This window comes from Streptomyces scabichelini, from assembly GCF_011045015.1.
Classification (GTDB): domain Bacteria; phylum Actinomycetota; class Actinomycetes; order Streptomycetales; family Streptomycetaceae; genus Streptomyces; species Streptomyces scabichelini.
In genome coordinates this window covers 1-11,450 of sequence record NZ_JAAKZY010000295.1, presented here as the reverse complement: position 1 = coordinate 11,450, position 11,450 = coordinate 1, and the positions used below count along the sequence as shown (strand labels likewise).

13 protein-coding genes are annotated in these 11,450 nt (G+C 69.9%); 6 read left to right on the top strand and 7 right to left on the bottom strand.

Annotated features, from left to right (window positions below):
• The 4 genes from G5C60_RS46435 to G5C60_RS46420 all read right to left on the bottom strand — a co-directional run.
• The coding region (locus tag G5C60_RS46435) for an alpha/beta hydrolase family protein (RefSeq protein WP_478503925.1) at positions 1 to 411 on the bottom strand (411 nt) is incomplete at its 3' end.
• A gap of 14 nt (positions 412 to 425) precedes the next feature.
• The gene (locus tag G5C60_RS46430; RefSeq protein WP_165269604.1) at positions 426 to 1,895 is read right to left on the bottom strand and encodes an NAD(P)/FAD-dependent oxidoreductase; all 1,470 of its coding nucleotides are present in this window, start codon (positions 1,893 to 1,895) and stop codon (positions 426 to 428) included.
• Positions 1,896 to 1,988: 93 nt separating this feature from the next.
• Positions 1,989 to 2,969: a zinc-binding dehydrogenase gene (locus G5C60_RS46425; RefSeq protein ID WP_165269602.1), complete on the bottom strand. Its 981-nt coding sequence runs from the start codon at positions 2,967 to 2,969 to the stop codon at positions 1,989 to 1,991.
• A gap of 65 nt (positions 2,970 to 3,034) precedes the next feature.
• Positions 3,035 to 4,219 (bottom strand): FAD-dependent oxidoreductase, encoded by a 1,185-nt coding sequence (locus G5C60_RS46420; protein ID WP_165269600.1) that lies wholly within the window; start codon positions 4,217 to 4,219, stop codon positions 3,035 to 3,037.
• Positions 4,220 to 4,393: 174 nt separating this feature from the next.
• Between G5C60_RS46420 and G5C60_RS46415 the strand changes: the two genes are divergently transcribed.
• The gene (locus G5C60_RS46415) at positions 4,394 to 5,086 is read left to right on the top strand and encodes a pentapeptide repeat-containing protein (RefSeq protein WP_165269598.1); all 693 of its coding nucleotides are present in this window, start codon (positions 4,394 to 4,396) and stop codon (positions 5,084 to 5,086) included.
• A 154-nt stretch (positions 5,087 to 5,240) separates the two neighbouring features.
• Here the strand turns inward: G5C60_RS46415 and G5C60_RS46410 are convergent, their stop codons facing one another.
• Positions 5,241 to 5,741: a hypothetical protein gene (locus G5C60_RS46410; RefSeq protein WP_165269596.1), complete on the bottom strand. Its 501-nt coding sequence runs from the start codon at positions 5,739 to 5,741 to the stop codon at positions 5,241 to 5,243.
• 101 nt (positions 5,742 to 5,842) lie between these two features.
• On the opposite strand from G5C60_RS46410, the gene G5C60_RS46405 reads away from it, so the two are divergent.
• The 3 genes from G5C60_RS46405 to G5C60_RS46395 are packed head-to-tail and all read left to right on the top strand — an operon-like array spanning position 5,843 to position 8,398.
• Entirely contained in the window at positions 5,843 to 7,261 is a 1,419-nt protein-coding gene (locus tag G5C60_RS46405; protein WP_165269594.1) for a M1 family aminopeptidase, read from the top strand.
• A gap of 58 nt (positions 7,262 to 7,319) precedes the next feature.
• Positions 7,320 to 7,874, top strand: a complete 555-nt coding sequence (locus G5C60_RS46400; RefSeq protein ID WP_165269592.1) for a GNAT family N-acetyltransferase — start codon at positions 7,320 to 7,322, stop codon at positions 7,872 to 7,874.
• Positions 7,871 to 8,398, top strand: a complete 528-nt coding sequence (locus G5C60_RS46395) for a DinB family protein (RefSeq protein ID WP_420907478.1) — start codon at positions 7,871 to 7,873, stop codon at positions 8,396 to 8,398. Before G5C60_RS46400 ends, G5C60_RS46395 begins: the two co-directional genes overlap by 4 nt.
• Positions 8,399 to 8,810: 412 nt before the next feature.
• Here G5C60_RS46395 and G5C60_RS46390 read toward each other — a convergent pair whose 3' ends face one another.
• Positions 8,811 to 9,326, bottom strand: coding sequence for an ATP-binding protein (locus tag G5C60_RS46390; protein WP_165269588.1), 516 nt, complete (start codon positions 9,324 to 9,326; stop codon positions 8,811 to 8,813).
• A 234-nt stretch (positions 9,327 to 9,560) separates the two neighbouring features.
• Here G5C60_RS46390 and G5C60_RS46385 point away from each other — a divergent pair, with 234 nt between their 5' ends.
• Both G5C60_RS46385 and G5C60_RS46380 read left to right on the top strand, forming a co-directional pair.
• Positions 9,561 to 10,412, top strand: coding sequence for a helix-turn-helix domain-containing protein (locus tag G5C60_RS46385; protein WP_165269586.1), 852 nt, complete (start codon positions 9,561 to 9,563; stop codon positions 10,410 to 10,412).
• Positions 10,413 to 10,423: 11 nt separating this feature from the next.
• Entirely contained in the window at positions 10,424 to 10,603 is a 180-nt protein-coding gene (locus tag G5C60_RS46380) for a DUF397 domain-containing protein (RefSeq protein WP_165269584.1), read from the top strand.
• Between the two features lie 64 nt (positions 10,604 to 10,667).
• Here G5C60_RS46380 and G5C60_RS46375 read toward each other — a convergent pair whose 3' ends face one another.
• A complete protein-coding gene (locus G5C60_RS46375; protein ID WP_165269582.1) occupies positions 10,668 to 11,243 on the bottom strand; it encodes a TerD family protein in 576 nt (191 codons plus the stop codon).
• Between the last annotated feature and the right edge of the window lie 207 nt (positions 11,244 to 11,450).

Here is an 11,450-nt window from a genome sequence, read left to right as displayed (position 1 = left end):
GAGGAGGGGTTCGGGCTGGTTGTAGCGGGCGGCGATGCCTACGACGGCCGCGGGGCGCCAGCCCTCCGGCGGGTGGGGCTGGAGCGCGGTGGCCATGGCGGCGCGGCCCCCCAGGGACCAGCCGACGAGGACGACGCGGGACGGGTCCGGTACGTGGTCCCAGGTGAAGCGGAGGGACGCCGCGAGCTGGGGGCGGCCGCCGTCGGGGGCGTCGGGGTGCCAGTCGGGGACGATGACGGTGGCGCCGAGGCGGGCGACGGTGGCGGCGAGGGCGCCGAGCACGTCGCGTTCGGCGGGGCCGCGGCCGTGCCAGAGGAGGACGGTGGGCGCGTCCGGGGCGGCGGCGCGGTGGATGTCGAGGAGTTGGCCGTCGTCGGTGTAGCGGACGGTGTCGATGACTGCGGTGCTCATGGGTACCCCCTGCCTCAGCGGCCCGCGACCCGGTCGGCGATACGTGCCAGTCGGGACGACTGCGCGGCATGCGTGCTGCGTTCGCGGCGGTCGGCGGCTCGATACGTCGCGTACATGCCGTGTACCCCGAGCCAGCGCAACGGCTCGGGTTCCCACTTGCGGACCTTGTGGTCGACCCATGGAAGAGTCGTGAGGTCGGTCGCGCCGGACTGGCCCGAGTCCTGCTGGATCAGGTCGCACAGGGTGCGGGCGGCGAGGTTCGAGGTGGCGACTCCGGAGCCGACATAGCCGCCCGCCCAGCCGAGGCCGGTGGAGCGGTCGAGGGTGACGGTGGCGCACCAGTCGCGGGGGACCCCGAGGACACCGGACCAGGCGTGGGCCACCTCGACGCCGGCCAGTTGCGGGAAGAAGCGGAGGAGGACCGAGCGCAGCGCCTCGATCGTCGACGGCTGCGTACGGCCGTCGTTGTCGGTGCGGGAGCCGAAGCGGTACGGGACGCCGCGGCCGCCGAGGGCGATGCGGTCGTCGGCGGTGCGCTGGGCGTACATGTACGCATGGGCCATGTCGCCGAGGGTTTCGCGGCCTTCCCAGCCGATCGACTCCCATTGCCCGGCGGTCAGTGGCTCGGTGGCGATCATCGAGGAGTTCATGGGGAGCCAGGTGCGTCTTTGCCCCTTCAGGGAGGCGGTGAATCCCTCGGTGCAGCGCAGGACGTAGGGGGCGCGGACGGTGCCGTACGGCGTGATCGCGTGCTTGGGTCGGATCTCGGTGACGGGGGTCGACTCGTGGATCGTGACGCCGAGCGCCTCGACGGCCTTCGCGAGTCCCCGGATGAGCTTGACGGGGTGCAGGCGGGCGCCGTGCGGGGTCCAGGTGGAGCCGACGGCGTCGGCGACGCGTACGCGCTCGGCGGTCTCGCGGGCGCCGTACAGCTCGCGGTCCTTCTCACCGTACGAGAGCTCCGTCTCGTGGAAGGCCTTGAGGCGGGCCAACTGGGCGGGCGTGTACGCGACTTCGAGTACGCCTCCCTGGTGGATGTCCGCGTCGATGCCCTCTTCCCCGGCGACCCGGACGACCTCCGCGACGGTGTCGTTCATGGCCTTCTGGAGGCGTACGGCGGCGTCGTGGCCGTGCACGCGCGCGTGCCGGTCGCGGCCCGCGATGCCGTTGTAGAGCCAGCCGCCGTTGCGGCCGGAGGCGCCGTAGCCGCAGAACTTCTGTTCCAGGACGGTGATACGGAGAAAGGGGGCGGCCTTTTTCAGGTAGTACGCGGTCCACAGGCCGGTGTAGCCGCCGCCGACGATGACGACGTCTGCGGCGGCGTCCGCGGGGAGGGGTTCGCGGGGGGCCGGGATGCCCTCTTGCGCGTACCAGAACGATATGCCGCCGTTGACGACGGTGCGGGCGGTGGTACCGGCTGTGCTGCCCGTGTGCTCCGTGCTGCTCAGGCTCTCCGTGCTGCCCGCGCTTTCCGTGCTGCTCATGCGCGGGACGTTAGCCGCTGGGTGCCGTGGGTGTCTCCTCCGGATGCCTAATCTGGATGCTGAATCCGGATGGGTCGAGTCCGGATTCCGAACTCAGGGCTCCAGGACCACCTTGCCGATCGTCCCCCGGTTCTCCAGCGCGCGGTGGGCGGCTGCCGCCTCGGCCAGGGGGAAACGCTGGACGGCCGGGGTGAGGCGGCCCGCGGCGGCCTCGGTGAGGGCGCGGAGTTCCAGGGTGCGTACGGGGTTGGGGCCGCCCGCCTTCTGCATCATCACCGGGCCGAGGACCTGCTCGGACACGCCCTCGACGATGAGCGGGCTGCCGTCGTGCAGGCCCTCACCGGACCAGCCGAAGACGATGTGCTTGCCCCCGGGGCCGATGAAGTCGACGGCCGTACGGGCCACCTCGCCTCCTACGCCGTCGAAGACGACCGTGGCTTTCCGGCCCCAGAGGAAGTGCTTGACCTGGTCGGGCCACTCCGGGTCCTGGTAGTCGACGGCGAGATCGGCGCCGTTCTTCTCGACGCGGGCCACCTTCTCCGGACCGCCCGCGAGGCCGATCACGGTGGCGCCGGCGTGCTTCGCGTACTGCACGAGGAGGGTGCCGATGCCGCCCGCGGCCGCCGGGATCACGGCCACGGAGGCGGGGCCGAGCTCGGCGAACTGGAGGATCCCCATCGTCGTACGCCCCGTGCCGATCATCGCGACGGCCTGCGCGAAGTCCAGGTTCTCGGGGATCTCGTGGACGCGGTCGGCGTCGGTGACCGCCAGCTCCGCGTACCCGCCCGGCTTGAAGCCAAGATGGGCCACGACCCGCTTGCCGAGCCAGATCCCGGCGACACCCTCTCCGAGGGACTCCACGGTGCCGGCGACCTCGCGGCCCGGGACGGTGGGGAGGGCGGGCAGCTCGGGGAGCGGGCCAGGAATGCCCTCCCGGATCGCGGTGTCGAGGAGGTGGACGCCTGCCGCGGCGACGGCGATTCGGACCTGGCCGGGGCCCGGTTCGGGGTCCCCGACCTGCTCGTACGCGAGGTTCTCGGCCGGGCCGAAGGCGTGCAGGCGGATGGCGTGCATGAAGGGCTCCTCGGGTTCGTGAGCTGTCGTGCTCGTGTTCCTGCTCGTGCCGTCAGCCTCGTACCTCAAGCATGCTTGAGGTCAAGTCCGGCCCTGCGCCGGATGTCGAGCGCGAGGGACACGGCCGTCAGAGCGCTGTTGAACGACACCTCGGAGAGCACACCGGGCGCCGCGACCTGGTCGCCCGCGAGGTAGACGCCGTCGCCGCGGTCGACGGCGGGCCGGTCGCGCCAGCTGGTGCCGGGCAGGTCCACGGCGCCGGTACGGCCGTTGGCGATGGCCTCGCGGCGCCAGGTCACGCGCTCGCGCCAGCCCGTGAAGGCGAGGTCGAGAAGTTCCTCGGCGCGCGCGATACCGGCGGCCCGCGACTCGTGGGGCGCGATCGGGAACTGCCCCTGGATGAGCTGCTCGCCGGCCGGAGCGAGCGTACGGTCCTGGGCGGTGAACCGCTCGACCCAACCCGCCGCGTCCAGGTCGGACACGGCGAACGCGTCGCCCCGGCGGGTGCGTACGGCCAGATCGATCAGAACCGTACGACCGCTTGTCCAGGTCAGCGAGTCGTCGTGGAGGAGACGGCGGGCGGCGTCCAGGGAGGTGGCGACGATGACGGGCCCGTCCTTGGCTTCGCTGAAGCCGTCGAGGCTGTCGACGCGGGAGAGGGTTTCCATGCGCACGCCCAGGTTCCAGGCGCGGGCCGCCATCCGGTCGATGACGCTCGCCCAGCCGCCGCGCGGGTAGTGCGCCTCCGGGGGCAGCTTCGTGGCGCGCCGCAGCCGTTCCTGCACGAAGGCGGCGGAGAGTGCGCCCGGGTCATGGTGGAAGAGGGCGACGGCGGAGTAGTACGCGGCTGCGCTCGCGCCCTCTTCTCCCGCGATCCCGGTGGCCCAGGTCCTGAAGTCGACGTCCACAGGGGCCTGTTCGGGCGTACGGCGCAGGAGTTTGAGCATCGCGAAGGGCGGGGTGCGGCGAAGTGCGCCCTTGTGGCGGAGGCGCAGTCGGGCCGCCTCCAGGGGTGGGAGCGGGGCGAGTTCGCCGATCAGGCCGCGCTGTTCGAGCCAGGTCCAGTGCGGGCCGCCCTTGTAGAGGGCGTGCGGACCTTCATTCGTCTTGTACGGGCCCTCCGCGGTGCGGGCGCGGCCGCCGAGGGTGTGGTGGGCTTCGTACACGGTGACCTTGGCGCCCGCCTCGGCGGCGGTGATGGCCGCGGTGAGTCCGGCGAAGCCGCCGCCGACGATGGTGATGCGGTGCATGTCTGGGGGTCTCCCTCTGCTCTGCTCCGGTGGGCGTGGGCGTGGGCGTGGGCGTGGGTGTGACGCGTGACGTGTGACTCGCTACGTATGACTCGCTGAGGGCATCGGAATGTGACATCGCTTGCGTTTGTGCAGGTGAGCGGGATTGTCAGTGGTGGGGTGCAGCATGGGGGCATGGTGAGGAGCGTGGCGGGCGGAGCGGGCGGTACGGGTGTGAAGGGAGCGCGGCGGCCGGAGGTGCGGCTGCCTCCACTGGAGCCGTACGGGGGCGGTGGGCTGGAGCCGGACGGGGACTACGACGGGCTGGAGTTCCGGGAGGCCGACCTGGCCGGGCAGGACGGCGCGGGCGCCCGCTTCATGGACTGCGCGCTGACGGGGTGCGCGCTGGACGAGACACGGCTGCGCCACGCGCGCGTGCTGGACTCCGTCCTCACCGGCATACGGGGCGTCGGCACCGATCTGGCCGAGGTGACCCTCCGTGACGTGGAGGTGGTGGACGCGCGCCTGGGTGGGGTGCAGGTGCACGGGGCCGTGCTGGAGCGAGTGGTGATCCGCGGCGGCAAGATCGACTACCTGAACCTGCGCAACGCCCGGCTCAAGGACGTCGTCTTCGAAGGATGCGTGCTGGTCGAGCCGGACTTCGGCGGGGCCCGCCTGGAGAGGGTGGAGTTCGTCGACTGCGCGCTGAAGGGAGCGGACTTCAGCACGGCGACGCTGACGGACGTGGACCTTCGGGGCGCGGCTGAGGTGGATATCGCGCGGGGGGTGGACCGATTGGCGGGGACGGTGATCAGTCCGGCTCAACTGCTGGATCTGGCGGCGGCGTTGGCGGCGGAGATGGGGATTCGGGTGGTCGCGGAGGGTTGAGCGCCCCTTAGGGGCGCGGGGAACTGCGCGACAAGCCACGACGGACCCGCAGCCGAGACACGACCTGTCCCTCCCGCCCCCTATGGGGGCCTGGGGGCGCAGCCCCCCGTTTCGGGAAGGGGTGGGCTCGGGGAAAGAAAACCCCACGCACCCGTCAGCGCACCCTCGGAAACTGTGCCTGGAGCGTCCAGATCGCTGGATTCTCCGCAAGTTCGTCATGCATGTCGCACAGATCGGCGATCAGGTCGTGCAGGAAGTCCCGCGCCTCGCGGCGGAGCTCGGCGTGCGAAAAGGTCAGCGGAGGCTCCTCCACCGGCATCCAGTCGGCCTCGATGTCCACCCACCCGAAGCGGCGCTCGAAGAGCATCCGATCGGTCGACTCGGTGAAGTCCAGCTCCGCACGCTGCGGGCGCGCGGCACGCGAGCCCGCCGGGTCCCGGTCGATCTGCTCCACGATGTCGCACAGCGCCCAGGCGAAGTCGAGCACAGGCACCCATCCCCAGGCTGTGGACAGTTCCCGGTCCGCCTTCGTGTCGGCGAGATACACGTCCCCGCAGAACAGGTCGTGCCGCAGCGCGTGAACGTCCGCGCGCCGGTAGTCGGTCTGCGGAGGGTCGGGGAAGCGGGAGGAGAGGGCGTAGCCGATGTCGAGCACGTACGAGATGGTGTCACGCTCGCGTGGGGCCGTGACGTGCCCCGATCCCCGGCCCGGTCTCAGCCCTGTTCCTCAGCCCCGATCCCTCTAGGATCGCGAACGTGCCCCGCCCTGCCCGATTCGTACCGACCGTCGCGTCCACCCTGGCCCTCGCGCTCACCCTGACCGCGTGCGACGCCGGCAGCGCGCGGGACACGACCGGCGCCCCCGGCGTAAACGACCCGTACTACCCGAAGTCGGGCAACGCCGGCTACGACGTCACGCACTACGCCCTCACCCTCACCTACGACCCCACCACGCGCCGCCTGACGGGAAAAGCGGACATCGAGGCGCGGGCGAAGCAGGACCTCACCGCGTTCAACCTCGACCTCAAGGGCATGAAGGTCACCGCGGCCGAAGTGGACGAGGCACCCGCCCGCTTCCACCGCAGCGGCGACCACGAACTGACCGTCCGCCCGCACGACGTCCTCGACGACGGCACAGCCTTCCGCACCACCGTCCACTACTCCGGCACCCCCGACACGATCACCGACCCGGACGGGTCACGGGAGGGCTGGCTGAGAACGGCGGACGGCGCCCTCGCCCTCGGCGAGCCCACCGGCTCGATGGCCTGGTACCCCGGCAACCACCACCCGAGCGACAAGGCCGCGTACGACATCACGATCACCGTGCCCGAGGGCCTGAAGGCGGTGTCCAACGGCGAGTTGAGGCGCGAGGAGACGAAGCAGGGCCGTTCCGTGTTCGCCTGGCACGTCGGGGAGCCGATGGCGTCGTATGTGACGACGGTCGCGATCGGCGACTACGACACGCGCCGCTCGAAGACAGCGGACGGCCTTCCGGTGTACGTGGCCGTCGACCCGGGCCAGTCGAAGGCGAGCGCCGCGGTCCTGGCCCGTATCCCCGAGATCACGGAGTGGGCGGAGCGGAACTTCGGCCCGTACCCCTTCTCCTCGACCGGCGCGATCGTCGACCGCGAGAACGACGCGGGCTACGCCCTGGAGACCCAGAACCGGCCCGTCTTCCCCGGCGCCCCCGACACCAGCCTCCTCGTCCACGAACTGGCCCACCAGTGGTACGGCAACTCCGTCACCCCCGCGACATGGCGCGACATGTGGCTCAACGAGGGCTTCGCCACGTACGCGGAGTGGCTCTGGCAGGAGGACCACGGCGGCGACACGGCCCAGGAGAGCTTCGACTCGCTGTACGAGGGCGACTACTTCCCCTCAAAGCCGGACAACGACGCCGTATGGGCCTTCCCACCCGCCGATCCCCCCGACGCCGCGCACCTCTCCGACACCCCCGTCTACGAACGCGGCGCCATGGTCCTCCACAAGATCCGCGAAACGGTCGGCGACACCACGTTCCACGACATCCTCCGGGGCTGGGCGACCACGCACCGCCACGGCAACGCGAACACGTCGGACTTCACGGCGTACGTGGAGAAGCAGGCACCGGACGAGGACTTCAGCGAGATCTGGGCGGACTGGCTGCACGGGGACGGAAAGCCGGACCATGCCTGAGTCGATCGCGGCCGGTAATTTCGTTGTCCGGCCATGGCATCTGGGATAGCAATGGCGCGTGATACGTGGCGGCAAGGTCGGGTTACGAACTCGGCAAGACAGTGATGTCCCGGTTTTCCAGGCCGAGTTGTACGACGACGTGGTGACGCGATCGCGCACCGACTCCCGTCCGTGGCGGCCCCTCCCGCCGGATGCGGCGGAGTCGCCCGCCGCGGGGGCCGAGCCGTCGGACGAGCGGGCGTACTTCTCGGTGGTGGAACTGGAGTCGCAGGAGCTGGCCGGTGAGGCCCTGCTGTGGGGCATCGACCTGCACAACAGGACGGCTCACCTGGGGATGACTTTGCTCCCCGCCTTCCGAGGACGTGGCCTTGCGGCCGACGTCCTCGGTGTCCTGTGCGAGTACGGCTTCGCGGTACGCGGCCTGCAACGGCTGCAAGTCGAGACCCTCGCCGACAACACCCCCATGATCGCCGCCGCGACCAGAACCGGCTTCACGCTCGAGGGCACTCTGCGCCGCGCCGCCTGGGTGTACGGCGCCTTCGTCGACGAGGTCGTCCTCGGGCTCCTCGCCGAGGAATGGGCACCTGTGGGGAAGGCCCGAGGCGACCGGTGAACGCATCCCGATGTGAGCTGCTGCGCTGGCAGTTCGAGCTGACCTGGTCGCTGTTCGAGTACCACCTGGAGCGGCTGGAGCCCGAGGACTTCCTGTGGGAGCCCGCGGCCCTCTGCTGGACGGTGCGTCGGGACGCCGACGGGACGTGGGTGCCGGACTGGGCGGATACCGAGCCCGATCCCGTCCCGGTCCCCACGATCGCCTGGGTGAGCTGGCATATCGGCTGGTGGTGGAGTGTGACCATCGATCACGCGCAGGGCCGGACACCCCGCGAGCGGACCGAGATCACATGGCCGGGTGACGGAACGGCGACCATCGAGTGGCTGCGCGGCCTCCGCGGTGACTGGCTGGCGGTACTGGACCGCCTCACCGACCCCGACCTGGACGCGACGACCCAGTTGCCCTGGCAGAACGACCCCGAGCACACCATCGCCCACATGCTCGCCTGGGTGAACGCGGAACTGATGAAGAACGTCACCGAGATCGGCCAACTCCGGCTGCTGCGTGCCGCGTCCGCGGCATGAGCCTACGAGCCGTCATCCACCTCGTGGGTCCCGACCGCCCCGTATCGATGGCGATTGGAAGGTCTGGGACAGCGGGCCAGTGCCCAACCGCCGACTGAACAGGGGTTTTCCGGTGGGCCACTGTCCCAAATCTTCCAACTGGCGTGGGGACACAACCGGCAGAGCCGGTGGCGTGGGGCGCAATGGCTCCCAGAGATACAGGGGGGGGCCGGACCGCGGTCGTAGGCTGTGGCGCGACTGGCTGGTCGGGCATCGTGCGATCGCAGTCCTGCTGGCCGGGACGGCGGTACTGGTCGCACGCGGCCTCCGGTGTCAGGGTGGTGCCTGGGGGATTCCAGCTGCGGCCCTGAGCGGCCGGCCGACGGACCCTATGGAGCTGGTCCCACGGCGTGAGCACTTCTCGCCGTGGCGTTCAAGCGTCGCTCGTTTGAGCGCCAGGAGGGCATCCTCCCTCTGTATGTTCGTGTTTTGCGCTCAAGGGGTGGTGAGCCGGCGAGCCGTCACCGTCCAGCGGCACGCTGGGGCTTTGAAGCTCGAACCAGACGTGTTTGCCGTTCCGCCCGGGGTCGTACGCCGGGCCGACGCCCCATGTGTGCGCGAGGGCTTGGACGAGGAGTAAGCCGCGCCCGCCTTCGCTGTCCTGTGCGGCTTCGGAGGGGAGCAGCAGCCCTGCGGGACCGTCGTCGTACACGGCCACGCGTACGCCGTCGGCCAGAATCGCCGTCTCCAGTTTGATGGTTGGCGTACCCGTGTGCCGTACGGCATTGGTGACGACCTCGGAGACGAGGGTGCGGGCGGTGCCGGCGAGGTGCGGGGCGTGGCCGTTCGCGGCGAGGAGTATGGCGACTGTGTCTCGGCAGATCTTCGGGCTGAGAGGTGAGTTGGGGGTGGTGAGGTGGTACGTGGGTGGGTTGTCGGTGGCGTTCATGGCTTTCAACTCTTCGTCCGTGTAGAGGGGTTGTGCGGCGGGCGCCACCGTGGCTCGGGCACCGTGGGTTGGGTGACTGCACTGCGGGTTTACTGGCGTGCCGCGCGCTGGCAGGACAGACAGTAGGGCACATCTATGTGACGGCACATGTATGTGACGGAAAAGCCACTCGTGTGAGTGGACCCGTCGTACGCACGGGCGGCAGACTTGGATCGCTCGACCAGGAGGAAACGGATGCCACCCAGGAGCAACCCCACCGCCCGCCAGGCCCGCCTCGGCGCGGAGCTGCGAAAGCTTCGCGAGGCGGCAGGGATGGCGGCCCGCGAGGCGGGAGCGTTCCTCGGCGGTAACCAGGCGCAGATCAGCCATATCGAGTCGGGGCGCTGGGGCGTCAGCGCGGAGCGCATTCGGCGGCTGGCGACGCTGTACTCGGCTTCGGACGAGAAGCTGGTCGATGCTCTGTGCGCGATGGCCGAGGAGCGGGTGAAGGGCTGGTGGGAGGAGTACCGGGGAGTGCTCGCCCCCGGCTTCCTGGACATCGCCGAACTGGAGCACCACGCAACGTACTTGCGCAGTGTCCAGGTGGTGAACGTGCCCGGCATTCTTCAGACAGAGGACTACATCCGGGCGATCCATCGCAGCTACCGGCCGGTGCTTCCCTCTGAGGACGTGGACGCGCGGGTCGAGTTCAGGCTGACGCGCCGGAGAATTTTCGAGCGGGGCAACCCGCCCCCGTTCCAGGCCATCGTCCACGAGGCGGCGCTGCGCATGCGATTCGGCGGCCGCAAGATTGCCAAGGGCCAGCTCGACTACCTGCTGGAGGCCTCGGAGTGGCCCACGGTGACGGTGCGCGTCCTCCCCTTCGCCTGCGAGGAGTTCATCGAGGCGACGGACGCCCCGCTGTACGCCGGCGCAGTCGTACCCCAGCTCGACACAGTGCAGTTGGACAGCCCCATGGGGAGCTTCTTCCTGGGGGACGAGGCCAAGCTGAACAGGTACAGGCAGTTGCTCGTCATCGCTGAGCGCTCATCGCTGAGCGAGCCGGAGTCACGGCAGCTCATCCATCACATCGTGCGAGAACTCTGAGAGGTTCCGAGGTGTCCGTCCAGTGGCAGAAGTCGTCCTTCTCGGGTGTGGAGGGCGGAAACTGCGTAGAAGTCGCCTGCACCGAAGCGCACCTCCTCCTCCGCGAGAGCGACACCCCCACCGACATACTCGCCATGCCCCCTCTTGGCCTGGCATGCCTCATACGCCACCTCAAAGCCGAGCAGCAGTGATGACGGCGGAGCCCCCAGTCACCAAGTGACTGGGGGCTCCGACAAAAAACAGGCGTGCCGGACCTCAGACGCTCACTCCGAAGTCCTGCGCGATCCCGACCAGGCCCGAGGCGTAGCCCTGGCCCACCGCGCGGAACTTCCACTCCGCGCCGCTGCGGTAGAGCTCGCCGAAGACCATGGCCGTCTCCGTGGCGGCGTCCTCCGAGAGGTCGTAGCGGGCGATCTCCGTGCCGCCGTCCTGGTTGACGATGCGGATGTAGGCGTTGCGGACCTGGCCGAAGTTCTGGGAGCGGTTCTCGGCGTCGTAGATGGAGACCGGGAAGACGATCTTGTCGACGTCGGCGGGAAGGCCCGCCAGGTTGACGTTGATGGCCTCGTCGTCGCCCGCGCCCTCGCCCGTGCGGTTGTCGCCGGTGTGGACGATGGTCTGGTCCGGGGTCTGCTTGTTGTTGAAGAAGACGAAGTGTCCGTCCGAGTAGACCTTGCCCTGGGGGTTGACCGCGATGGCCGAGGCGTCCAGGTCGAAGTCGGTGCCCGTGGTGGTGCGGACGTCCCAGCCGAGGCCCACGGTGACAGCGGTCAGGCCCGGAGCCTCCTTGGTGAGCGAGACGTTGCCACCCTTGGACAGGCTTACAGCCATTGTTGGGAGTCCTTCCCTCGTTGACGTACGTACGGCGGGTGCCGGTGCGTTGAGCTCAGTGCTTCGTACGGGGACGAAGCTACCGTCACCCCTATGAACGTCGCCGGGGGTCCCCCAGGTTCCGCTCTCTTTACTTTCTTTACTCAGGGCCCCGATCCAGGTCGAGGAGGGGGCGATGAGGGGCCACGAGGAGGGGACACGGGGCGC

What these genes read in the sequence shown, in the direction of transcription:
- G5C60_RS46420 (WP_165269600.1), bottom strand. Translation starts at nt 4,219, where the DNA reads ATGCACCGCATCACCATCGTCGGCGGCGGCTTCGCCGGACTCACCGCG.
- G5C60_RS46430 (WP_165269604.1), bottom strand. Translation starts at nt 1,895, where the DNA reads ATGAGCAGCACGGAAAGCGCGGGCAGCACGGAGAGCCTGAGCAGCACG.
- G5C60_RS46375 (WP_165269582.1), bottom strand. Translation starts at nt 11,243, where the DNA reads ATGGCTGTAAGCCTGTCCAAGGGTGGCAACGTCTCGCTCACCAAGGAG.
- G5C60_RS46415 (WP_165269598.1), top strand. Translation starts at nt 4,394, where the DNA reads ATGGTGAGGAGCGTGGCGGGCGGAGCGGGCGGTACGGGTGTGAAGGGA.
- G5C60_RS46425 (WP_165269602.1), bottom strand. Translation starts at nt 2,969, where the DNA reads ATGCACGCCATCCGCCTGCACGCCTTCGGCCCGGCCGAGAACCTCGCG.
- G5C60_RS46390 (WP_165269588.1), bottom strand. Translation starts at nt 9,326, where the DNA reads ATGAACGCCACCGACAACCCACCCACGTACCACCTCACCACCCCCAAC.
- G5C60_RS46385 (WP_165269586.1), top strand. Translation starts at nt 9,561, where the DNA reads ATGCCACCCAGGAGCAACCCCACCGCCCGCCAGGCCCGCCTCGGCGCG.